Source organism: Thiohalophilus sp. (assembly GCF_046483665.1).
GTDB lineage: Bacteria > Pseudomonadota > Gammaproteobacteria > UBA6429 > Thiohalophilaceae > Thiohalophilus.
This window is the reverse complement of sequence record NZ_JAWOCR010000063.1, coordinates 12501-34713: the sequence shown is the minus strand read 5'-3', so window position 1 is coordinate 34713 and position 22213 is coordinate 12501. Positions and strand designations below refer to the sequence as shown.

20 protein-coding genes are annotated in these 22213 nt (G+C 56.1%); 8 read left to right on the top strand and 12 right to left on the bottom strand.

From position 1 onward, the window contains the following. Window positions 1-21: 21 nt before the first annotated feature. The 4 genes from R6U90_RS12485 to R6U90_RS12470 form a co-directional block, all read right to left on the bottom strand. On the bottom strand, window positions 22-2031 hold the full coding sequence (locus R6U90_RS12485) for a VTT domain-containing protein (RefSeq protein WP_410353015.1): 2010 nt from the start codon (window positions 2029-2031) through the stop codon (window positions 22-24). A gap of 195 nt (window positions 2032-2226) precedes the next feature. Further along, window positions 2227-3507, bottom strand: coding sequence for a glutamate-1-semialdehyde 2,1-aminomutase (gene hemL / locus R6U90_RS12480; RefSeq protein WP_410353014.1), 1281 nt, complete (start codon window positions 3505-3507; stop codon window positions 2227-2229). Between the two features lie 261 nt (window positions 3508-3768). Further along, the gene (gene thiE, locus R6U90_RS12475; RefSeq protein WP_410353013.1) at window positions 3769-4392 is read right to left on the bottom strand and encodes a thiamine phosphate synthase; all 624 of its coding nucleotides are present in this window, start codon (window positions 4390-4392) and stop codon (window positions 3769-3771) included. Then, window positions 4392-5192, bottom strand: a complete 801-nt coding sequence (locus tag R6U90_RS12470) for a hydroxymethylpyrimidine/phosphomethylpyrimidine kinase (protein WP_410353012.1) — start codon at window positions 5190-5192, stop codon at window positions 4392-4394. Before R6U90_RS12470 ends, thiE begins: the two co-directional genes overlap by 1 nt. 130 nt (window positions 5193-5322) lie before the next feature. On the opposite strand from R6U90_RS12470, the gene R6U90_RS12465 reads away from it, so the two are divergent. Beyond that, complete coding sequence (locus R6U90_RS12465; RefSeq protein ID WP_410353011.1) at window positions 5323-5493, top strand: rubredoxin; 171 nt, start codon at window positions 5323-5325, stop codon at window positions 5491-5493. A 207-nt stretch (window positions 5494-5700) separates the two neighbouring features. Here the strand turns inward: R6U90_RS12465 and R6U90_RS12460 are convergent, their stop codons facing one another. Continuing rightward, window positions 5701-6267, bottom strand: a complete 567-nt coding sequence (locus R6U90_RS12460; RefSeq protein WP_410353010.1) for a class II aldolase/adducin family protein — start codon at window positions 6265-6267, stop codon at window positions 5701-5703. A 98-nt stretch (window positions 6268-6365) separates the two neighbouring features. Here R6U90_RS12460 and R6U90_RS12455 point away from each other — a divergent pair, with 98 nt between their 5' ends. After that, entirely contained in the window at window positions 6366-6908 is a 543-nt protein-coding gene (locus tag R6U90_RS12455; RefSeq protein WP_410353009.1) for a hypothetical protein, read from the top strand. A gap of 69 nt (window positions 6909-6977) precedes the next feature. Here the strand turns inward: R6U90_RS12455 and R6U90_RS12450 are convergent, their stop codons facing one another. The 4 genes from R6U90_RS12450 to R6U90_RS12435 all read right to left on the bottom strand — a co-directional run bounded on the left by R6U90_RS12450 (window position 6978) and on the right by R6U90_RS12435 (window position 12936). Continuing rightward, window positions 6978-9977 carry an EAL domain-containing protein gene (locus tag R6U90_RS12450; protein WP_410353008.1) on the bottom strand — a complete coding sequence of 1000 codons (3000 nt, stop codon included), beginning with the start codon at window positions 9975-9977 and terminating at the stop codon, window positions 6978-6980. Window positions 9978-10676: 699 nt separating this feature from the next. Continuing rightward, window positions 10677-11102: a CopD family protein gene (locus R6U90_RS12445; protein ID WP_410353007.1), complete on the bottom strand. Its 426-nt coding sequence runs from the start codon at window positions 11100-11102 to the stop codon at window positions 10677-10679. Between the two features lie 6 nt (window positions 11103-11108). Further along, the gene (locus R6U90_RS12440; RefSeq protein WP_410353006.1) at window positions 11109-11630 is read right to left on the bottom strand and encodes a peroxiredoxin family protein; all 522 of its coding nucleotides are present in this window, start codon (window positions 11628-11630) and stop codon (window positions 11109-11111) included. Next, entirely contained in the window at window positions 11617-12936 is a 1320-nt protein-coding gene (locus tag R6U90_RS12435) for a chloride channel protein (protein WP_410353005.1), read from the bottom strand. The genes R6U90_RS12440 and R6U90_RS12435 overlap by 14 nt, the downstream gene beginning before the upstream one ends. A 315-nt stretch (window positions 12937-13251) precedes the next feature. Here R6U90_RS12435 and argC point away from each other — a divergent pair, with 315 nt between their 5' ends. The 5 genes from argC (at window position 13252) to R6U90_RS12410 (ending at window position 17181) form a co-directional block, all read left to right on the top strand. After that, window positions 13252-14283 carry an N-acetyl-gamma-glutamyl-phosphate reductase gene (argC, locus tag R6U90_RS12430; protein WP_410353004.1) on the top strand — a complete coding sequence of 344 codons (1032 nt, stop codon included), beginning with the start codon at window positions 13252-13254 and terminating at the stop codon, window positions 14281-14283. 9 nt (window positions 14284-14292) lie between these two features. Then, a complete protein-coding gene (locus tag R6U90_RS12425) occupies window positions 14293-15006 on the top strand; it encodes a DUF6776 family protein (RefSeq protein ID WP_410353003.1) in 714 nt (237 codons plus the stop codon). Between the two features lies 1 nt (window position 15007). Next, window positions 15008-15415 carry a polymer-forming cytoskeletal protein gene (locus R6U90_RS12420; RefSeq protein ID WP_410353002.1) on the top strand — a complete coding sequence of 136 codons (408 nt, stop codon included), beginning with the start codon at window positions 15008-15010 and terminating at the stop codon, window positions 15413-15415. Between the two features lie 61 nt (window positions 15416-15476). Continuing rightward, on the top strand, window positions 15477-15842 hold the full coding sequence (gene erpA / locus R6U90_RS12415) for an iron-sulfur cluster insertion protein ErpA (protein ID WP_410353001.1): 366 nt from the start codon (window positions 15477-15479) through the stop codon (window positions 15840-15842). Window positions 15843-16023: 181 nt separating this feature from the next. After that, window positions 16024-17181 carry a citrate synthase gene (locus R6U90_RS12410; RefSeq protein WP_410353000.1) on the top strand — a complete coding sequence of 386 codons (1158 nt, stop codon included), beginning with the start codon at window positions 16024-16026 and terminating at the stop codon, window positions 17179-17181. A 191-nt stretch (window positions 17182-17372) separates the two neighbouring features. On the opposite strand, the gene R6U90_RS12405 is transcribed toward R6U90_RS12410, so the two are convergent. From R6U90_RS12405 to R6U90_RS12395, 3 genes are all read right to left on the bottom strand, one after another. Next, the gene (locus R6U90_RS12405; RefSeq protein WP_410352999.1) at window positions 17373-18497 is read right to left on the bottom strand and encodes an anhydro-N-acetylmuramic acid kinase; all 1125 of its coding nucleotides are present in this window, start codon (window positions 18495-18497) and stop codon (window positions 17373-17375) included. 76 nt (window positions 18498-18573) lie between these two features. Beyond that, window positions 18574-18909 (bottom strand): STAS domain-containing protein, encoded by a 336-nt coding sequence (locus R6U90_RS12400; protein ID WP_410352998.1) that lies wholly within the window; start codon window positions 18907-18909, stop codon window positions 18574-18576. Window positions 18910-19023: 114 nt separating this feature from the next. Further along, entirely contained in the window at window positions 19024-20478 is a 1455-nt protein-coding gene (locus R6U90_RS12395) for an OapA family protein (protein WP_410352997.1), read from the bottom strand. A 176-nt stretch (window positions 20479-20654) separates the two neighbouring features. On the opposite strand from R6U90_RS12395, the gene tyrS reads away from it, so the two are divergent. After that, window positions 20655-21854: a tyrosine--tRNA ligase gene (tyrS, locus tag R6U90_RS12390; protein WP_410352996.1), complete on the top strand. Its 1200-nt coding sequence runs from the start codon at window positions 20655-20657 to the stop codon at window positions 21852-21854. Window positions 21855-22213: the final 359 nt, after the last annotated feature.

Below are 22213 nucleotides of genomic sequence, written 5' to 3'. Positions count from 1 at the left end.
TAAGGAAATCCCGGTCTCGGGTTATTCCCTGTCCGGCTCCGGTCCCGGTTTTTCACTTAACAGGATAATCTGCAACGGACCTGCCCGGTGCCGGGTTGTCCGGACCCTGCTATCCAGGTCACTGAGAAAATGATTCAGGGCCCGATTGAAATCGTCTGCTGTTTTCAGATATTTAAGCGGCCCGATACGCACTGCTTCCAGATAAGCTACCTCGCCGACCCACAACGTCTCTTCCTGGTCATTATGTTGCACAAACAGATTCGATTGCCACAGGCGTACGCTTAATAGTCGTTGATTTTTCTCGTTGACACGCACGAAAAGCAGATTTTCATAGCGGCCTTCATGCAGATGCGGAATCACCGGTAGTTTTTCGATTGCCGTGGAGGGTCGCAACCAGCCGCGCCAGTGAGGCTCGCCGGGTCGTTGCCAGCCGAGATCTTCAAGGGTATTGATTATCACCTGCCGTGGTGCGGCCCATTGCAGATTGAGCGGGTACTTTTGCTGCTGCAGAAGATCAGAGCGATACTGCTGCAGAGCTTGCCAGCCGGTTTGTTGCCAACCTGTCATTCCCAGGCGGTAATGTTGGGGTGTTTCGACTGTTTTTGGAAGTCCCCTGTCCAGCTGGCTCAGAGGATAGGCCACCAGCAGGATCAGAATCAGCGAGACGGGATAACTCAGGGTTTTGATCGGTAACGGAGGTAAGCCGATATGGCGTCGATAGCCGATGCCCAGCAAACTAACCCAGATCAGTCCCAGTAAAATTCCGCTGAGGATGTCACTTAACCAGTGGATCCCAAGATAGAGCCGGGCAAAGGCGATCAATAGTATCAGTGACGCACTGATAACATAAACGCTGATGCGCAACACCGTTGGCATGTTGCGAGTCAGCACTACGGCGATAAAACCGTATACCGACGTGGCAATGATAATGTGGGCGCCGGGAAACGCCAGGCTGGAAACACTGGCGGTGATATCCGGACGCGGGACGTCAAATAAAAGTTGCAGGGTGTGCACGACAATCAAGGGTAAGACGAGTGCTGCCAGAAGGTGCCAGCCGGCAAGCCAGTTTCGATGCAGGGCAGTCCAGACAAACAGGATCAGGCTCAGAAGGGCGAGAAACAGGTCATCGCCCAGATGGCTGAAAAATAACATTACCCGATTAAAGGGCGGATTATGCAGTTGTTGTAACTGATAATAGACCAGATCGTTAAGGCCAAGAATCAGCGAGTGTTGCGTCAGAAACTGTGACAGAGCAGTAAAGGCTATAGCGGCCAGTAATAACATCAACGCCAATAATGTCAGGACCCGCATTTCGGGATGCCGGGGATCGATCAGGGCGGCCGGTACACGGCCTATCAAAGGATGGCGATTGATCCAGTTAATAACATAACTGAACAGAGTATCGGTGCGTGGCACGACAAAATAATAAAGCTGGCGTATGAGCCAGAAAGCCACCCATAATAGTATCAGTACGATGATCAGCAACAGGGAAAGACGTCCGGCAAATTCCGCGGCCAGCTCCAGTGAGAGCCCGAAGGCCATGCCAGGCAACAATACAACCGGTCCCCATAACAGGGCAGAACCGACGTTGGTCAGAATGAATCTCTGGCGTGACATGGCCAGCATACCGGCAATGGCGGGAATGACCGGACGTAGCGGGCCTACAAAGCGACCCAGGAGTATGCTTTTACCCCCGTGGCGATGGAAAAATGCCTCGCCGCGTTCCAGCAGGCCCGGCCGGTTGCGAAACGGCCAGAAGTTATACAGATGTTTATGGTATCGCTGGCCCAGCCAGTAGCTGATACCGTCACCAGCGATGGCGCCGAGTATGGCGGCAGTGACAGTCCAGCCGTAATCCATGTAGCCCGTGGTGATCAGCGCACCGAACACCACCATGAAAAAAATGCCTGGTACGATCAGCCCAACGAATGCCAGCGATTCACTCAGGGCAATGATAAAGACCAGCAGGGCCGCGCTGATCGGATGCTGGCTTAACCACTCGAATAACTGAACAAAACTGGCCATCGACATAGGCGGGATAATACCTGAAAAAGGCGGGCAAGGAGTACAGGTCAATAAAAAGCATTAACCACGAAGACACGAAGTTCAATGACCCTGGTTACGCAGTATTATCGGGCACATATCCGGTTTTATCCGGATGTTTGCGAAAGAGAGGAACAACATTTCTTTCACTTCGTGTCTTCGTGCTGAGCTCAAATGTCGTGATTAGAGCCCGGCAAAGACGCGCTCGGCCGCGTCCAGCGTCGCCTCGATATCTTGTTCGGTATGTGCGGCAGAGATGAAGCCGGTTTCAAACGCGGCCGGGGCCAGATAAATACCCTGGTCCAGCATGCCGTGGAAAAAACGTTTGAAGCGTTCCATGTCGCAGTTGCTGACCTGATCGAACCGGGTAATAGATTCTTCGTCACTGAAGAAGTAGCCGAACATCCCGCCGGCCTGGTTGGTGGTTAACGGGATGTTACTGGCCTTCGCCCGTTGGCGCAGTCCCCCGGTCAGCTGATCGACCCGCTGAGTGAGACGTTCGAAGAATCCGGGCTGGCTGATCAGATTGAGTGTGGCCAGCCCCGCGGCCATGGCGACCGGATTGCCGGACAGGGTGCCGGCCTGGTAGATCGGTCCCAGCGGCGCGATCTGTTCCATAATTGCGCGTTTGCCGCCGAAAGCACCGACTGGCATACCGCCACCGATGACCTTGCCCAACGTGGTCAGGTCGGGTGTGACGCTGAAGTATTCCTGGGCGCCGCCGAGCGCCACGCGAAAGCCGCTCATCACCTCGTCGAAGATCAGCACGCTACCGTGCTGGTCGCAGACTTCGCGCAGGGTTTGCAGGAAACCGTCCACCGGCGGAACACAGTTCATGTTGCCGGCGACCGGCTCGACAATGATGGCGGCGATCTCATCACCCAGCTGGTCGAAGGTTTCCCGTACCTGCGCGCTGTCGTTGTAGGTCAGGGTGAGGGTGTGCTCGGCCAGCGAGGCAGGCACGCCCGGCGAGGTGGGCACGCCCAGAGTGAGCGCACCGGAACCGGCCTTGACCAGCAGCGAATCGGAGTGGCCGTGATAATTACCCTCGAACTTGATGATCTTGTCGCGGCCGGTAAAGCCGCGCGCCAGGCGCAACGCGGACATGGTGGCCTCGGTGCCGGAATTGACCATGCGCACCATCTCCACCGAAGGGACCAGCTCGCAGACCTTGTCGGCCATTTGCGTTTCCAGTTCGGTGGGTGCGCCGAAACTCAGGCCATTGTGCAGTACCGCCTCGACGGCCTTGATGACCTCGGGGTGGGCATGGCCGACGATCATCGGTCCCCAGGAGCCGACATAATCGATGTACCTGTTACCGTCCTCGTCGAACATACAGGCCCCCGCGGCCCGCTTGAAAAACAACGGATCCCCGCCGACGCCCTTGAAGGCTCGCACCGGGGAATTCACCCCGCCAGGGATGTGTTTCTGGGCGGCAACAAACAGATCATGCGAACGGGACATAACGCGATTCCTTCAATGATTCGAGAATGACAAATTTGAGAACAAGGCAAGAATGATAACCAAATCAGGCATCTGACGACAGGGCAGGAAAAGAAAAACGCAGAGGCGCGAAGACGCAAAGAACGCAGAGGGGAAATTATTTTTTGTCCATTCAGTGGGTGTTTGAGAGATCATCAAACTGTTTTCAATACAAAAGTTGTCTTTGCGTCCTCTGCGTCTTTGCGCCTCTGCGTTAAAAATTCTTGCCGGATGGTGAAAAGGTCAATCGAAGCAGCGGCTCAAGCGGCGGGCAGCGGTTTCGATGTCGTCTTGGCTGAACAGGGCGTTGACCACGGCCAGCATGTCGGCGCCGGCGGTGTGCAATTGCGGGGCATTATCGGGGGTGATACCGCCGATGGCGGCGAGGGGCAGATCGAGTTGCTGGCGGGCCTGTTCAATCAGCGCCAGTTCGGCCGGTGGGGCATCGGGTTTGGTGGTAGAGGCAAAGAAGCGGCCGAAGGCAACGTAGTCGGCGCCCGCCTGTTGGGCCGCCAGGGCCCGGTCGAGGCGATTGTTGCAGGAGACGCCGATGAGTTTGTCCGGCCCCAGCTGCTCACGTGCGACGCTGAGCGGGGTATCGCGCTGGCCCAGGTGAACCCCGTCGGCGCCCACTGCCAGGGCCAGCTCGCTATCGTCATTAATCAACAGCAGCGCGCCCCGTTCATGGCACAGTTTAACCAGCCGGGCCGCTTCGTCTTGACGGCGATGTATCTCGCCGGTTTTATCGCGGTACTGCACAATCCTGACTCCGCCGACCAGGGCGGCCTGCACAGCGGCGAGCAGCGGCTCGCCGACGAGCCGGCCGTCGGTGACAGCGTATAGTCCCTGCAAACGGGGATCCCGCATTATTCGTCGTCGTCCCGGGCCCAGAACAGGCGGTTGGGGATGTGTTGCCCTGTCCCGGGGCGAAAGCTCTGCTGCAGGGCGTGCCAGGCGAACTCCTGGGCCTCGTGGATTGCCGCGAAGGGATCCAGTCCCTGGGCCAGCAGCCCCGCGATGCCCGAAGCCAGGGTGCACCCCGAGCCGTGATAGGCATGGGGCAGGCGGTCCCAGCTGAAACTTTCCAGCTGACGGTGGCTGGCATACAGATGATTGTCGATATGCGGCCCCGGTTCATGGCCCCCGGTGATCAGCACATATTCGGGGCCCAGATCGAGCAACGCCTGGCCACAGGCATGCAGGGTGTCGGATCCGGGGGCGAGGCGCCGGGCCTCCTCGCTGTTGGGGGTCAATACTGTGGTTTGTGGCATCAGCAGAGTTTTCATGGCGTTGACGATCGCCTCGTCCGCCAGTTCACCGCCTCCGCCGGCGGTCAGGACGGGATCCAGGACCAGCGGGATATCCGGATAATCGGTCAGGATCGAATGAATCGCCTCGATCACCTCGACGCTGCCGAGCATCCCAAGCTTGAAAGCGGCGATGGGCATATCGTCGAGTACCCCGCGCGCCTGCTCGATTAAAAGCAGGGGATCCACGGCCTCAAAGCGGTGGGCAGAGCGGGTATCCTGTACGGTCAGTGCGGTAATTATTGGCGCGGCATGGCCCCCCATACTGGCGAGGGTCTCGATATCGGCCTGAATACCGGCACCGCCGGTGGGATCCAGCCCGGAGAAGCACATCACCACGGGGATCGGAGACTCGGACATAAATAGCAACCTGGACAAATGACTGTAATCCAACGACATGGAGTCTAGCACGGACAATTCAACCGATTCCTATTGGCCGGCTAAAATGCGATAATAGCCGACTCAAACAGTCAACGATGTAGTGGTGATCATGGAATACAAGCAATACATGTGTGTCGTTTGCGGCTTTATCTACGATGAAGAACAGGGCCTGCCCGAAGAAGGCATCGCCCCCGGTACTCGCTGGGAAGACATCCCCGAAGACTGGCAGTGCCCCGAATGCGGTGTGGGCAAAGAAGACTTCGAAATGATCGAAATCTGAAACCTGGGCAAACGTTTATTATCTGCCCAAGAGATCAACGCAGAGGCGCAGAGACTGCAGAGAAAGAAATAATAAATAACTGATCATCCGGGTAGCTCATAAAATTATGGAGCTTTAATTTAGGGTATATATCAGGACTCAGCAGTTCTGTGTCTCCTGAGAACAACATATTCAAAATAAAACTTTGCGTCCTCTGCGTTAAAGCTTTTAACTGTCTGGCAGGGTACCGGCCAGCCGTGCCAGCCAGGCGGTTTTGGCGGACAGTTCCAGTGAGCAGTTCCATTTGTAGGCCAGGTTGATGCTCTCGGCCTGGGCATAGACGCCGTGGCCGCGTACCACGGTAATCTTGTGTCGCGCCAGTATGTTGGAGACCTGTTCCGGCGCCTCGGCCAGGTAGTTGTCGTAAGCGATATTCAGTACCGGCACTGTGCCGAAATAATAATGCCCCTCGAAGTCCGGCGGCGTGAAATCCTCGCCGTTGAGCGTGAGGGCGACGGTGTGTGCGCCGTGACCGTGCAGTACCGCGCGGGCTTGCGGGTTTTTCTGATAGACCATCACATGCAGTCGCGCATCCAGCGAGGCATCCTCTCCCAGCGTGCCGTCAATATCGCAGGTAATGAGTTGATCCGGCTCGAGCGTATCCGCACAGGCGCCGGTCGGCGTGACCCAGATAGTATTGCCCTCTCGCACCGAGGCATTACCGCTGTGTGAATCGTTAATCTCGTACTGACGTAGCCAGCGATAGTGGCGGATCAAATCGTCTTTAGGTGTCATGAATGAGTCATCTTTAACGCTGTAACAGAACTGTCAAGAATACATCGTATTATCTCCCGGAATCCGAATGTACAAAAACCGTAACGGGAGCAAGTATCATGATCTCTATTTTATCCAGACAAATCAATCGGCTGTTGCTGGTTGTGGCCGCCTTGTCGATGGCCGCCTGTGCCGCCAATACCACTACCTCGGAAAAAGATGACCTTCTGCTGGAAGTCCACGACCACGGACGCATCCATATTTTCTATGACCGGGAAACGTTCGCCGGATTTATGCAAAACGGCGAAACCTCTTATCGTCTGACCCGGATCGGTGCCGGTCCCAACGGGGAAACGATCGTCTTTGGCTTAACGGGTGAAGACAAGAAAAAACGCAGTGGGATTCCTGCTGTGGAAATTTACGACGGCAAGCGCCAGCCCGAAAATTTCTATGGCGAAATGTACCGTCACGGTCGGATTTATGTTTTCGATAACTACCAGGATATGAAAGCGGTGCGCGATACCGGTCATGCGGCCTATTTCTATACCGAAATCGCTTCCGGGCCGAAGGGTGAAACCGTGATTTACGTCCTTAACAGTGATAACAAGAAAAACAAGCCGGTTGAGCTGATCAAGGCATTCAAGGAGTTTCACAAAAGTTAAATTCGACACGTCGCCGCAAGCGACAGACCCGGGCTTCTTTCGGCCACTGATGGCCGGCGGGATCCCGGGTTATTTTTTGTCTGTGGTTTTCGTAAGCGCCGGGTGCTCGGGATCGGGGCGATCCAGATAATAGCCCTGGGCCAGATCAACACCGATATCCCGAATCATCTCCAGCGTGGCCGCGTCTTCCACAAACTCGGCGATACAGACCTTGTGCAGGCCGCGGGCGACGCCCACCATGGCTTTGACAAAAGCCTGGTTCTCCGCATTATTGGGCAGGTCGCTGATGAACTGGCCATCGATTTTGAGAATTTCCACGCCAAGGTGTTTGAGATAGGTAAAAGTTGAAAAACCGCTGCCGAAATCATCCAGCGCGACACGGCAACCGGCGCGGTGCATCGCTTCGATGAAGGCCTGAGCATCCTGCATGTCGGAGACGGCGGCGGTTTCTGTCAGCTCGATAATCAGTCGCTGTGGATCCAGCTTATATTCTCTGAGCAGGTTGCGGATATATTGAGGCAGCGCAGGATCGTCGAACGTGCGGCCGGAGACGTTGACCGCGATAGCCGGGAGGTGTGGCAGTTCCGAGAGAGTTCGTATCACCCGCTTGATGACCCAGCGGTCCAGTTCGACAATCGTGCCGGATTTCTCTGACATCGGGATAAATTGACCGGGCATATACAGTTGTTCGGGATTGAGTGGATCACGCATGCGTACCAGTGCCTCGAGATGACTGATACTGTGGTCGCTGGTTTTGTAGATTCCCTGATAGTGCAACTCCAGTAAATCCTTCTCCATCGCCTGCACGATACGCTGGTTCCATGTCAGGCGTTCTACCATTGCTTGCGAGGTATCCCGTTGCGCATCGTAGATAGCCCAGGTGTTTTTGCCCTGGCTTTTAGCCTGATACATGGCCGCGTCAGCGCGGGCAACGAGATCTTCGGTATCCAGACCGTGATCCGGAAATACCGCCACGCCCAGGCTGGTGGTCATGCGAAGATGCCGACCCCGAAAACGGAATGGCAGGGCGGAGACCGCGCTGACAATGCGACTGGCCAGAGCGCTGATGTCATTGCTCTCTTGCAGCGCCGTCAGCAGGGCGAATTCATCCCCGCCGAGCCGGGCCAGGGTTTCGCCGCCGCGTACCAGTGCCTGCACCTCGTTGGCGATACGAATGAGTACTGAATCACCGGCACTGTGACCAAAGGTATCGTTAATGTATTTGAATTCATCCAGATCAAAATAGAACAGGGCGAAGCGAGCGTTATTCCGCTGGGCATTGATAATTGACTGATCCAACTGTTCCTGAAAACGATGTCGGTTGCAGAGACCGGTCAGGGGATCCCGCTGGGCCAGATAGAGTAGTTGCTGGGCAGTCTGGCGTTCATTGGTAATGTCTTCATAGATCCAGAGTCGGCCCAGTACCCGTTCATCGTTATCCAGTACCGGATAGGAAATCTGTGTCAGGACCCGTCCATCGTACAGATCCAGTTCGAAGCGTTCGCTGATCTCGTGGGTGTCAAGTACCTGCAAGACGTATTTGGAGGCATGATCAGGGCGAGCGAAGCGATGGGTGGAATGCTCCAGGACAGTAACGGTTTCGCGGTTTTCCAGTACCTCGGTGTCAGGGATGGCCCACATTGCACGAAATGCTGGATTAACATATTCCACGACGCGATTACGATCCTCGAACAGGATTCCGATATTCATCGCTGATAGCAGTGCGGCCATACGGCCCTGTTCGCGTTCAGCAAGCAGACGCAATTCCCGTTGCGTTTTTTCCGACAGACGTAATTCTTTCAATGCCTCTTCCAGTGCCAGCTGTGCCTCGACCCGGTCGGTGATGTCCTGCACCGTGCCGATACCATAAATCAGCTCGCCCTGGTCGTCGAATTCCAGTTCCGCATGCTCGCGTACCCATTTGACGCGATCGTGGATAATGATTCTGTGCTCGATTTTATAGTCAGCACCGGATAGTGCGGCCTGCCAGTGTTGGTCGACCATTTCCCGATCTTCGGGATGCACGGCATCCAGAAAAATCTCGTAGCTGAGTTTTCTGCCTTTTGGAAGGGCGAAAATACGATAGGTTTCGTCGGACCATTCCAGAAGATTCTGTTTGACATCCAGCGTCCAGCTGCCGATATGGGCGATCATCTGGGCCCGGTTCAGATCCCGCTCACTTTTGCGCAAGGCCTGTTCCGTGGCCCGTTGTTCCTCGATCACTTCATTGAGCTGGTCGTTGATCTCCTGCAATTGCAGGGTACGGGACTGGATGCGCTGTTCCAGTTGAGCGTTAAGCTCGAGATAACGGCGGGTGGTTTCATTCTCACGCTGACGACTCTCGTTATTGATGCTGCGCAAAAACAGACCCAGGCCAAGCGCGATGATGATGGCGAGCAACGCCCGCCACAATTGTATCGGTGTGCCGGTGACTTCCAGAAACAGGGTTTGCGTGGGAAGTACCAGACCGATCCGCGGGTCGCTGATGATCAGCGAGGTCAGCAAGCCATAGGCAATGAATCCGTAGGCGCTCAATTTCAGTGTCCAGCCGGCCTGCCTCCGGGGCAGGTAGTGATGATTTACACGCAAATAGCCGAGCAGTCCCAGACCGGTAAGCAGGGCCCCGGGCAGGCCAACGAACAGCCGAATAGCGGCATCCAGACCACTGTCTAACTCACTTGCCAGCAGGGTAATGAGAATCAGACCGAGTCCGGCGCCGGTATAGAGGCCGAGTGGCAAAGGATGCTGAAGCAGGGTTTGTGTATTGTTACTGCGAAACTGGCGACCAATACGTCGCCCGAATTCAAACAGGGGCAGATAGGAAATCAGCAGCAGGGCATTGTCCAGCGCGTCGATGGCCGGGTGGTGGGGTTGATAGGCCAGTTGCCACCAGTCAAAAAGTTCTTTCACCCCGTGCAGCAGACCGAACAGGCCAATCAGCCACAGATACGGTGCGAAAGGCAGTGCCCGATCTTCCTTGGGCTGAAGTAAAACGATAAATCCAAGCAACAGAAAAGAGAAACCGTAAACGACGTAAATTTCGTTAAGGTGACTGGCTGATAAGCTCACGATGGGACCCGTTTTTACTTGTTGACCGGCAAGGTTGTATTCAAATTTATCAGCAATTCGGGGGGAAAGACAGCGCTGATCAAACAGGTATTGCGTGTTTGAAACTCAGGAAATTTATCAGCCGGGTTCGGGTGAACTGGTGAAATTCGACAGAGGGATTATATATTCAGTGTCAATCCCCCTGATGACGCTCGTCCTGTTATGGCCTCTCCAACCAGGTCGGTACGGTCTCGGGTGCGGTGTCTCCCGCCCGGTTCGCAACAGCTCCCCGATCTGGTGATCGGCACCGCTGCAACCCGGAGGTTCGATGGAATTCCGACCGATCGGGTTTCGGTGGAGGATCTCTGGCATCACAGTCTCTATTAAGGTTTGCAGGCCCAGGAGCCGGGCGAGGCAGTGGCGGAATTGTGAAGATTATCGAGCAACCTGCGCGAATGTATCGCCTTCGATCAGATGCCGGCAGGCAAAACTGTTTCCGGTTCAGATGGCACTGGTCCATGTGGCCAATGCGATCGCTTCATTACCCTTTATGGAACAAGGCGAGCAGGTTAACTGGAGCGGGGTCGAGGAGGTTGCCATCGCAACCGACGGATCTGACAAAAGTCATAGTCATGTAATGTTGTCAGCGGGCAATGGCACAATTGCGGGAAGTCGAAATCTTCTGTCTCGAGTGTTGATCTCACGTTCTGCCAGAGAAGATCAAAAAGGTTTGGCTACCGCGAGTAATACCACACCAATCAGAAGCAATACCGGAAACTCGTTATACCAGCGATAATAAACGTGCGAGCGGGTATTGCGGTCATGCTTGAAATCGACCAGTAATTTGCCGCAGTGGATGTGATAGATAATCAGGATACCGACCAGCACCAGCTTGGCATGCAGCCAGCCGCTGTTTTTATAGGCCGCCCAGGCATAATCACCCAGTAACCATAATCCCAGTACGATAGTTATGATGGCGCCCGGAGTCATGATGCCGTAAAACAGTTTGCGTTCCATGATCTTGAACCGTTCCTGGCTGGCTGTGTCCTCCGCCATGGCATGATAGACGTACAGGCGCGGCAGATAAAACAGGCCGGCGAACCAGGTCACCATGAAGATTATATGCCACGCCTTGACCCAGAGCATTTTGCGTTATCCTTGAGAGCTTGAGTTGAGCATAGCGAGGATACGGGTGCGTACACGCTCCATATCCAGTTCACCGATCTTGTGATGCACGATGCGGCCATTGGGGTTGATCAGAAAATGGCTGGGCGTCAGTTTGACGTCGCCGAAAGCCCGGGCAATGGCGCTGTCGATATCCAGCACAATGGGATAGGGAATGGCTTTTTCTTCGCGCATGCGCATCACATGATTGGGCGGATCATAGTCCATGGCTACCCCGATGATTTCCAGTCCCCGGGGAGCCAGATCGTGGTACATCTCGATCAGGTGCGGCATCTCCTTGATGCAACCGGGACAGGAGGTCGCCCAGAAAGTCACCAGCACCGGTCGATCCTGCTGGTGCAGTTGCTGCAAACTGATCGTTTTCCCCTCGACATTCTTGAAGCTGATGTCGGGCGCACGTTGCAAGCCGGAGGGGCTGAACCAGATCCAGGCCAGCGCACCGATAAGCAGTACCACAAATACAGCAATTAATTTGTCACGATTTTTCATCTTTGACCTTCGGGGAATCCTGTTTGTGCAGATAGGCTTCGGCCAGAGCCTGATAGATTGGCCGCGGACAGACCAGGCTCGAAACGCCTCGCGCGATCAGCGCCGTGGCCATCAGTGGTAGCAGCATACCGGAATTGTCCGTCATTTCCATCACGATGACAAAAGCGGTGATCGGGGTTTGCACCACGCCGCTGAAGTAACCGACCATCCCCAGCATCACCAGGGCTGCGGCGGGCAAATGGGGTAGCAACAGCGCCAGATCGGCCCCCAGTCCGGCCCCCACCGAAAGGGACGGCGCGAAAATCCCGCCGGGGATGCCGCTGAGATAGGAAGAGAGAGTTGCCAGTAACTTCCATAGCGGGAATAGCAGTGACGCCTCGCCGCCGTCTACCAGGGCCCGTGCTTCAATGTAGCCGGTGCCGTAACTCTGACCGTCGGAGACAAATCCCAGCACGCTGATGAGCAGGCCACAGATGAAGGCCACGCGCACCGGGTAACGCCAGGCCAGGGGGGCCACGCGACGGGACCCCTGAATCAGCGCTGTGGCGAACAGCCCGCCCAGCAGCCCCCCGACCACCCCGCAGACGATCACCGCCAGCCAGGCGCCGGATAGGGGCAATGTGGCGTCAGTGCTGCCAAAATAGGTATACGGGCCCAGAATCATCAGCCCCGTGATACCGGCGAGGACGACAGCAATGATCAACGTCCCGCTGTTGCGTTGTTCAAAGGAACGGCTCATCTCTTCGATGGCAAACAAAATCCCGGCCAGCGGCGTATTGAAGGCCGCCGAAATCCCGGCGGCCCCACCGGCCAGGATCATCCCTCGTAGCATATCCTGACCACGTAACGGCATGGGGGCGAAACGGCGCAGGGAATACATGAGCGAGGCGCCGATATGCACAGTGGGTCCCTCGCGGCCAATGGAGGCGCCGCAGAACAGGCCGAAGGTGGTCAGTACCATCTTGGCCACGGCCACGCGCAGCGACAGCACCTTGCTCCGCAGGGCATGTCTGCGCATCGACAGGGCGGCAATCGCCTGGGGGATGCCACTGCCCTCACTGCCCGGGAAAAAGCGCCGGGTCAGCCACGCGATCAGCGCCAGCCCCACGGGCGGTAGCAGATAAGTTAACCAGGGTCGCTGTTCATGCAGATGATGAAAGGCCTCATCCGCGGTACCCGCTACCAGCGCAAACAGGGCCGCCACGGCACCCACAGTCAGTGCGCTACCCCAGAACAGCAGCCGCACTTTCCATTTCATGAGAGTGAAGAGCTTTTGCCGGGTGCGTTTGAAATGCTGAAAATTCATGCGCAGCGATTCTAGCATGGCGTCGTGCCAACGCACCGGCCAGGCGCGACCAGGCCATTGGCGAAAAAAACCGCAAAAAACCTTGACCTTGTGAAATGTGGGGAATAGGGTAGAAATCCCTTAGGGGAGTAACCGCCAAGCCTTAATAACAATAACGTGCAATATCATCACCTCAAGCGGCTGCAAGGCCGCTTTTTTATTTGTCCCGGCGAATGAATAAAGGCGACCGGGGTTGAGAGATTCATCACGTATCAGCCTTTTCGTTTATCCCGCCAGCACTTATCATTACCCCCCTTGAATAACCGGGATGGAATCATGATCAAGGCAGGCATTGTCGGCGGGACAGGTTACACGGGCGTGGAGTTACTGCGTCTGCTGGCGTTGCATTCACAGGTGGATCTGCATCTGATTACTTCCCGCTCCGAAGCCGGGCAGCCGGTGGCGGACATGTTTCCCAATCTGCGAGGGGTTGTCGATCTCGCTTTCAGTAACCCCGACCCCGGGCAATTGGCCGAATGCGATGTGGTGTTTTTTGCCACGCCGCACGGCGTGGCAATGAATACGGCGGCTGAACTGCTGGACAAGGGTGTGCGCATCATCGATCTGGGCGCCGATTTTCGGATCAAGGATGTGGGGGAATGGGAAAAGTGGTACGGCATGGCCCACAGCGCGCCGCAGCTGGTGGCCGAGGCGGTTTACGGGCTGCCCGAGATGAATCGCGAGGCGATTCGCGAGGCGCGCCTGATCGCCTGCCCGGGTTGTTATCCTACCGCCGTCCAGCTGGGTTTCCTGCCTCTGATCGAACAGGGTCTGGTGAATATTGACCAGCTGGTGGCCGATGCCAAGTCGGGGGTCAGCGGGGCCGGGCGCAAGGCCAACGTGGGCACCCTGCTGGGCGAAGCCAGCGAGAACATGAAGGCCTACGGGGTGGCGGGCCATCGCCATCTGCCCGAGATCGTCCAGGGACTGACCCGGGCGGCCGGCCAGCCGGTAGGACTGACCTTTGTGCCCCATCTGACGCCAATGATACGGGGGATTCATGCCACACTTTACGCCCGCTTGAGCGGCCCGGCCAAGGGACTGCAGGCACTGTATAGCGAACGCTATGCCGGCGAACCGTTCGTGGATATTCTGCCACCTGACTCGCATCCGGAAACCCGCAGCGTCAAGGGCGCCAATCACTGCCGGATTGCCCTGCACCGGCCCGGTGATGGTGATACGGTAGTAGTTCTGTCGGTGATCGATAACCTGGTCAAGGGCGCCTCCGGCCAGGCCATACAGAATATGAACCTCATGTTCGGCCTGGATGAGACAGCGGGCCTGAATACAATCGGATTGTTGCCCTAGGATGTACCTATGAGTCTGGTGGTCAAACCTCACCACCCCTGGAAAACACGGGCGTTGTGGGCCCTGGCGGTCCTGCTGATGCTGGCCGGGGGCTATACCCTGTTCGACTACGGGCGCTACCTGGCCGGTTATGACAGTGGCGAAGCCGGTCGGATCAAAAAAGAATTGCTGCAGGTCAAAAAACAGCTGGAGGGGGAGATTGAGACCCTGCGCCAGGAAAAAGCTCTGTTGCAACGAGGCCGACAGATCGAGCGTCAGGCCTATGATGAACTGGATGGCACCATCAAGAACCTGCAATCGGAAATTCTGGAACTGAAGGAAGAACTGGCTTTTTATCGCGGTATTGTTTCACCCCGGGAAGCCTCTACCGGTCTGCAATTGCAGAAGTTCAGCCTTGAGCCTGGCGGCTCCGATCGCCGGTTGCGCTATCGGGTGGTACTGACCCAGGTGCTGGGCAATGACAGGCTGGCCAGTGGCCGGGTACAATTGGAACTCGAAGGACTTCAGGAAAGCGAATCCAGGTCCCTGACCTTCAAGGATGTAACCGAGAATTCCGTCAACGAATTAAATTACCGCTTCAAGTATTTTCAAAAGCTCGAAGGGGACATCCGGCTACCGGATAATTTCAGTCTGTTACGGGCCACACTGCGGATTTTGCCCCGGGGCAGTGCGCGTAACAGCATTGAAAAAACCATCGACTGGTCTATTGAGGAGAATAAATAGCATGTGGGGGAGCAATAAAAAGCCTGGCCGGACGGCACAGATTGACTCGTTAATAGGCCAGAACACCGAAATCCGGGGTGACGTCATTTTCAGCGGCGGTTTGCATGTGGATGGCAGTGTTAAAGGCAGCGTGATCGCCGAAGACGGCGAGGAGTCCCTCTTGACTTTGAGCGAGCGCGGCACCATAGAAGGGGAAGTGAAGGTGCCCAATGTCGTGGTCAACGGCACGGTCATCGGCGATGTCCACGCGCCCGGACATGTTGAGCTGGCCGCCCAGGCCCGGGTACACGGGAACGTCTATTACAGCCTGATCGAGATGGCGATGGGTGCGGAAGTTAATGGTAACCTGGTTCACAAGAGTAGTAACCACTCACGTATAGCGCCTGACAGTGGCACAAGCGATTCTTGATTAAAACAATCAGGAATAGCATAATAGGCCCTGTAGATATCAATCCTGGTGGAGAGACATTATGAGCAGCACAGCAACCGATACAGCAAGCGAAATCCCCAGCCCGCTGGTCTTTACTGATTCCGCGGCCGACAAGGTCCGGCAGCTGATCGAAGACGAAGGCAATAACGATCTGATGCTGCGGGTGTTCGTCACCGGTGGCGGCTGTTCCGGATTCCAGTACGGTTTCACCTTCGAGGAAGACGAACAGGACGGTGATACCCGGGTGGAAAAAGGCGGCGTTACCCTGGTGGTGGATCCAATGAGCTTCCAGTACCTGATGGGAGCGGAGATCGACTACAAGGAAGACCTTTCCGGTGCACAGTTCGTGATTCGCAATCCGAACGCGACGACCACCTGCGGTTGCGGTTCGTCCTTCGGCGTTTAATCCCGACAGCGTCCGTACAGAAAATGGCATGACTTCGGTCATGCCATTTTTTGTTTGCGGGAGATGAAAACCGCGCCGCCCGCCATCGGATCACCATTTTTCTGTTGTCCTTGCCGATGCCCCGGGTTTTTTTTGTTATTCTTGGTATAGCGCACTGTTTTTTAAATTCAGGGAGTCTTCCATGAGTGAATACCTTCCGGGGCTGGCCGGCGTTCCCGCCACCAAATCCAATATTTCGGATATCGACGGCGAGAAAGGCATTCTCTCCTATCGCGGCTATCCCATCGAGGAGCTGGCTGAACACAGTACCTTCGAGGAAGCCACTCTGTTATTGCTCGATGGGCGCCTGCCGACCCGTTCGGAGCTGCAGACCTTCAGCGATCAGCTCAAGGACAACCGTCGCATCAAGTTCCATACCCGCGGAATGATGAAGAATTTCCCCAATACCGGCCATCCGATGGAGATGTTGCAAACCGTGGTGGCCAGTCTGGGGATGTTCTATCCGGGTAATGACTGTTTAACCGGCGGCGATGCCTGTGAGGATGTCAATTACATCCATAACATGTCGATCAAGATCATCGCCCGTATGGCGCCGATTGTGGCCATGTGGCAGCACATTCGCGAGGGTTACGATCCGGTCGAATCCCGTGATGATCTGAGTCATGCGGAAAACTTCTTGTGGATGCTGACTGGCAAGGAGCCGGAGCCCCTGCTGGCGCGGATCATGGATGTTTGTCTGATTCTTCATGCCGAACACACTATCAATGCCTCCACCTTCGCGGTGCTGGTGAACGCCTCGACGCTCTCCAGTCCCTACAGCGTGGTCGCTGCGGCTATCGGTGCGTTGTCCGGCCCGTTGCACGGCGGTGCCAATCAGCGGGTACTGGAAATGCTGAAGGAGATCGGTTCTCCCGAGAACGCCGAAGAATACGTGGACAGACGGCTGGCCAACAAGGAAGTGATCTGGGGAATGGGGCACCGCGAATACAAGACCAAGGATCCGCGTGCCATCATTCTGCAAAAGCTGATCGATCAGTACATGGAGACCAAGGCTGGCAATGTCAGTCCGCTGTTCGATATTGCCAAGGCGGTGGAACAGGTCTGCGAAGATCGACTGGCCCACAAGGGCGTCTATGCCAATGTGGATTTCTACAGTGGCATTCTCTATTCGGAAATGGGGATTCCTGCCGATCAGTTTACCGCTATCTTCGCCATGGCCCGCTCCGCCGGCTGGCTGGCGCATTGGCGCGAACAGCTGGCCGACAATCGTATCTTCCGGCCAACCCAGGTCTATACCGGCGAGCCGGTCCGCAAGTACGTCCCGATTAACAAGCGCTGACGAAAAGCGCGCCCGCGCTTTTCTCAGGGCCGAGGTACGAGGGACGAGTAACGAGGAAACCCGGAACTTTTTTCATCCCTGTTCTCAGAGGCAGGTGTTTTACGCTGTTTAGCTATCACGACGTGAGGCCATGAAGGATTTCATTTTCAAGCCTTCGTGTCTTGGTGTCTTCGTGGTGAAGCTTTTCCTCGTTACTCGTCACTCGGCCCTTTCCCGGGGTATATCCCTCCCAACACCACCGGATGCGAGGCACCCGTGACCGAAGGCAGGTTGCCGGGAGCGCCGGCCAGGGTTTGTTTCGCCAGCCAGGCGAAGGCGGCGGCTTCGACCCAGTCGGGATCAATGCCGGCTTCGGCGGTCGTGGTGATCCGGGCCGGGGTGAGCAGTTCTTCCAGGCGTTGATACAGCTGGCGATTGTGAACGCCTCCGCCGCAGATCAGTAACTCTTCCACATAATCCATTCTGGTTTCCAGTGCCTCCGCAATCGTGCGTGCACTCAGCTCGCACAATGTCGCCTGCACATCCCGGGGAGCCAGATCCGCGAAAGGTTCCAGGCGCGGCTTCAGCCAGTCCAGGTTGAAGTATTCGCGACCGGTACTTTTGGGCGGTGGGCGCTGGAAATAGGCGTCGTGCAGCAGTCGCTCCAGCAGACCGGGATGCACGTGGCCGCTGGCAGCCCATTCACCGTCCCGGTCGTAAGGCTGGTCCTGGTGTTGTCCGATCCAGGCATCCATCAGGCCGTTACCGGGGCCGGTATCGAAGCCGGTTACCGGCCGGGTGGTTTCTCCCGGTAGCAGGGTCAGATTGGCGATGCCGCCGATATTCAAAATGGCCCGGTTAGTCCCCCCCTGACGAAACACCGCCGCGTGAAAGGCCGGCACCAGTGGGGCGCCCTGCCCCCCGGCGGCCACGTCGCGTCGGCGCAGATCAGCAATCGTGGTGATGCCGGTCTGTTCGGCGATGATGTTGGGATCGCCAATCTGCCAGGTAGTGGGGGTGAGCCCATCCGGGTAATGGCGCAGAGTCTGGCCATGACTGCCGATAGCGGTTACTTGATCGGGGTCCAGGTTGGCCTGTTCAAGCAGAGTCAGTGCCGCTGTGGCAAACAACCGGCCCAGTTCCACATCCAGGCGCATGGCGGTGGCCAGTTCATCCTGGCCGGGTGTCTGCAGTTGATAGAGCTGCTGGCGAATATGATGCGGTAGAGGATGACTGTAATGGGCGAGCAGCCGGGGTTGTTCGTTAAATACCAGTAAGGCGGCGTCGATACCATCCATACTGGTTCCCGAGATCAGGCCAAGATAATAGGTTGTCATGCGCTCATGCTATGCAAAACGTTGTTGGCCGGCAAATGCAGACACTGATCTCCAGCTAAAGTGTGCCGGGGGCCTGTCAACTCGCGTGCTGACGGTTCTCGGTAGTGGACTGGATGTCAAATTCACTATCCAGTTGCACGATCTGGAAGGTGCGTAAAATAGGGTCACTGACATTGATTATCCGGATTTGACGCTGATTGTCCCGGGCGTGTTTTTTCAACAGTAACATCATACCCAGTGCCGAACTGTCAATATAACGGGTATTCTGGAGATCGACTGTAATGAGTTCGGTGGCCGGATCGCAGTTGGTATAGGCCTGCCGAAATTCATGATAGAGTCGATAGACGAGCTTGTCGCCAAGGTGAATGATGCATTCCTTATCCTTGCTGACGTGCTCGCTGGATACTGACATGGCGCCTCCGGGCAGCTTAATTACCATACAATTCTTAATTCAATTGTTGGCAATAATTCCCTTTAACGTCAAGGCTTTGATTTGAAATAATCCAGGCCCGGGTTCCGCGCCGGGTTATTGATTCAGCGCCAGCATAGCGGGTCGAGCGGCGTCAAGCTGGGCCAGGCGTCGTTGAGCCAGCTGCTTGAAGTCTGCTTGGTAAGTGGGCTTGATTGGTTCAGCCTCGGGTAGCTTGACAGTGAGCGGATCCCGATGCGACCCGTTAACCCGGAATTCGTAATGCAGATGCGGACCGGTGGCGCGTCCGGAGCTGCCGACAAAGCCGATGGTCTGTCCCTGTTTGACCCGACTTCCCACCCGCAGCCCGCCCTTGAATCCGGACATGTGGGCATACAGCGTACTGTAGCGGCCGCCGTGTTGCAGGATGATGACCCGACCGTAACCACCTTTCCATCCGCGGTAAACGATTTTACCGTCGCCGGCGGCCTGAATCGGGGTTCCCGGGCGCGCGGCATAATCGACACCCTTGTGCATGCGCATCCGGTTCAGTACCGGATGATGGCGCTTGCCAAAGCGCGAGCTGATGCGGCGAAAATCGACCGGCGTGCGCAAAAAAGCCTTGCGCATGGAATAGCCCTCGGGTGAATAATAATCACTGCGACCTTCTTTATCAGTATAGCGAATGGCATGGATCTGGCGATCCTGGTTAACAAATTCGGCGGCAATGATCGGTCCGTCCTGGACTTTCTCACCATCGAGATACTGTTCTTCGTAAATTAGTGTGAACTGATCGCCGCGGCGGATATCCAGAACAAAATCGATATCCCAGCCGAAGATGGCGGTCATTTGCATGATCAGCCCGTTATCCAGTCCGGCGGCCTTACCTGCTTCAAACAGGGACGTTTTGATGACCCCGCTGCTCTGGGTCAGGCGTCGATCGAGTTCATGTTCGATTATCCGTGCGGCAAACTGCTCATCGGCCTGTCGGGATACCTGCAGTGATTTGAGACGGGTAATGTCAAAGACCATCTGCTGAATTCGCTGCTGTTCATCCAGCTTGAAGCGGAGGGTGTCGCCGGGGTGCAGGGCATTGAGATTGCGGGTAATGGAGCCCAGTTGCATGATCTGGTGAAGTTCCCGGGCAGGAATCGCATGCCGTTTAAAAATGGCGGCCAGGCTGTCCCCGCGCCGAACAGTAATGGTCAGCCAGCTCTCATCGGGGCGAGCCATGGCGGGTTGCTCCCCGGGTTCCTGATCAGTGATGGTATTAACCAGCGGATCAGGCTCAAAACGGGTCGACGGGGCTGCGGTGCTTCCCTTGCCAGTGGGTTGGGCGAGTTCCAGCGGAATCGTAATCTGCGCGGCCGACAGGGCGCGAGGCAGTGAACTGTCCGTCGTATCGTTGCGCGAAGCGGCGACGTCCGTGGAGAGAAACGCCAGCAGGGTGCCGACGGTACTCAGTACGATCAGCACCACGATGGTGTGCAAATGCGACCAGCGGAGTCCCCGGCGATGCATCGGCTGTCCGAGAGACTTGTAATCTTTTGTTAAGAATGTGTTGTAATCCACGGAATTATCTTGTTTTTTTGTAGTCGTTTCTTAAGATAGCCTGATTCCCGGGTAACGTCAATTACCGGGTCGACAGAATTTGATCTGTCCGGGCCACCGCTGCCGGTCGTATAGATGAGGGCTACGAGGCAATATGCTAATCTACGCAGCCTTTTTCGCACAGGATAAAGTGACCGATGAGCTCGATCCACAAGATGCTGGAACAGATCAAACGCGGGGCCGATGAGATACTGATCGAGTCGGAGCTGATCGAGCGACTCAAGAGCGGCCGCCCCCTGCGAATCAAGGCGGGGTTTGATCCCACCGCCCCGGATTTACATCTGGGGCATACCGTACTGATCAACAAGCTGCGCCAGTTTCAGGATCTGGGCCATGAAGTGCTGTTCCTGATCGGGGACTTTACCGGCATGATTGGCGATCCCACCGGCAAGAGTGCCACCCGTCCGCCGCTGAGCCGGGATGAAGTGATCGAAAACGCCCGCACCTACGAGCAGCAGATTTTCAAGATACTCGATCCCGAAAAAACTCTGGTGATGTTCAACTCCAGCTGGATGGGCGAGATGAGTGCTGTCGATCTGATCCAGCTGGCCGCCAAACACACGGTTGCGCGTATGCTGGAGCGGGACGATTTTCACAAGCGCTATAACAATGGACAGGCCATTGCTATTCACGAATTTCTCTATCCCCTGGTCCAGGGCTACGACTCGGTGGCTATGAAAGCCGATGTCGAACTGGGTGGTACCGATCAGAAATTCAATCTGCTGGTGGGCCGTGAGTTGCAAAAGCAGTACGGTCAGCCGCCGCAGATCGTACTGACCATGCCGATTCTCGAAGGACTGGATGGCGTACAGAAAATGTCCAAGTCCCTGAACAACTATATTGGTATCCATGAACCGCCTGACGACATGTTCGGTAAAATTATGTCGATTTCTGATGATCTGATGTGGCGTTATTTCGAATTACTCAGCTTCCGACCGCTGCAGGAAATCGCGCAGTTCCGAGAGGAGATTGCTACGGGCAAGAATCCGCGCGATATCAAGTTCCTGTTGGGCGAGGAGATCGTGGCCCGTTTTCACTCTGTCGAGGCGGCTAAAAAAGCACAGGAGAATTTCATTGCCCGCTTCCAGCAGGGCGCCATGCCCGACGAAATACCGGAGAAAAGTCTGCAGTCGGCAGATGGCGGTATGCCCATCTCATCAGTGCTTAAAGAAGCTGGACTGACAAAGAGTACGTCCGATGCACGGCGAATGGTTCAACAGGGAGCGGTTCGAATCGATGGTGAGCGTATCAACGACATCGAGCTGGAGCTGGCCACCGGCTCAGTCTGTGTAATCCAGGTCGGTAAGCGGCGATTTGCCCGGGTCACTATTCTCTGACAGCGGCGGGCGACATTTTCCCTTCGCCACCTGTACACCAGGGATGGCCTGGCCCTGTTGTTGACAGGTCGATAAGCGTTTTTCACCCGAGTCTCTCAACTGACAGTGCGATGGCCCGGTTTCGCTCGTTGATCGGGCCTGCCTGGAGGGGCCGTTATTTACGGGTTATGCCGGGCGAGACCCTGAAAGCTTTTTTGCGTGACAAATCGACCGCAGCCCCGGGTAGAAACCGGCCGGTAACAACCGCAAATTTACTCGCCGATAGCGGTCTGTAATTTTTTTTACACATTTATTCAAAAGGGTGTTGACCGGGTGGCAAAGCTACGTATAATGCGCGCCTCCTGAGACGGCAAAAGGGC

Bases quoted from the DNA above. Each gene is read 5' to 3' on its own strand.
- R6U90_RS12485 (WP_410353015.1), bottom strand. From the start codon at position 2,031: ATGTCGATGGCCAGTTTTGTTCAGTTATTCGAGTGGTTAAGCCAGCAT.
- hemL (WP_410353014.1), bottom strand. From the start codon at position 3,507: ATGTCCCGTTCGCATGATCTGTTTGTTGCCGCCCAGAAACACATCCCT.
- thiE (WP_410353013.1), bottom strand. From the start codon at position 4,392: ATGCGGGATCCCCGTTTGCAGGGACTATACGCTGTCACCGACGGCCGG.
- R6U90_RS12470 (WP_410353012.1), bottom strand. From the start codon at position 5,192: ATGTCCGAGTCTCCGATCCCCGTGGTGATGTGCTTCTCCGGGCTGGAT.
- R6U90_RS12465 (WP_410353011.1), top strand. From the start codon at position 5,323: ATGGAATACAAGCAATACATGTGTGTCGTTTGCGGCTTTATCTACGAT.
- R6U90_RS12460 (WP_410353010.1), bottom strand. From the start codon at position 6,267: ATGACACCTAAAGACGATTTGATCCGCCACTATCGCTGGCTACGTCAG.
- R6U90_RS12455 (WP_410353009.1), top strand. From the start codon at position 6,366: ATGATCTCTATTTTATCCAGACAAATCAATCGGCTGTTGCTGGTTGTG.
- R6U90_RS12445 (WP_410353007.1), bottom strand. From the start codon at position 11,102: ATGCTCTGGGTCAAGGCGTGGCATATAATCTTCATGGTGACCTGGTTC.
- R6U90_RS12440 (WP_410353006.1), bottom strand. From the start codon at position 11,630: ATGAAAAATCGTGACAAATTAATTGCTGTATTTGTGGTACTGCTTATC.
- R6U90_RS12435 (WP_410353005.1), bottom strand. From the start codon at position 12,936: ATGAATTTTCAGCATTTCAAACGCACCCGGCAAAAGCTCTTCACTCTC.
- argC (WP_410353004.1), top strand. From the start codon at position 13,252: ATGATCAAGGCAGGCATTGTCGGCGGGACAGGTTACACGGGCGTGGAG.
- R6U90_RS12425 (WP_410353003.1), top strand. From the start codon at position 14,293: ATGAGTCTGGTGGTCAAACCTCACCACCCCTGGAAAACACGGGCGTTG.
- R6U90_RS12420 (WP_410353002.1), top strand. From the start codon at position 15,008: ATGTGGGGGAGCAATAAAAAGCCTGGCCGGACGGCACAGATTGACTCG.
- erpA (WP_410353001.1), top strand. From the start codon at position 15,477: ATGAGCAGCACAGCAACCGATACAGCAAGCGAAATCCCCAGCCCGCTG.
- R6U90_RS12410 (WP_410353000.1), top strand. From the start codon at position 16,024: ATGAGTGAATACCTTCCGGGGCTGGCCGGCGTTCCCGCCACCAAATCC.
- R6U90_RS12405 (WP_410352999.1), bottom strand. From the start codon at position 18,497: ATGACAACCTATTATCTTGGCCTGATCTCGGGAACCAGTATGGATGGT.
- R6U90_RS12400 (WP_410352998.1), bottom strand. From the start codon at position 18,909: ATGTCAGTATCCAGCGAGCACGTCAGCAAGGATAAGGAATGCATCATT.
- tyrS (WP_410352996.1), top strand. From the start codon at position 20,655: ATGAGCTCGATCCACAAGATGCTGGAACAGATCAAACGCGGGGCCGAT.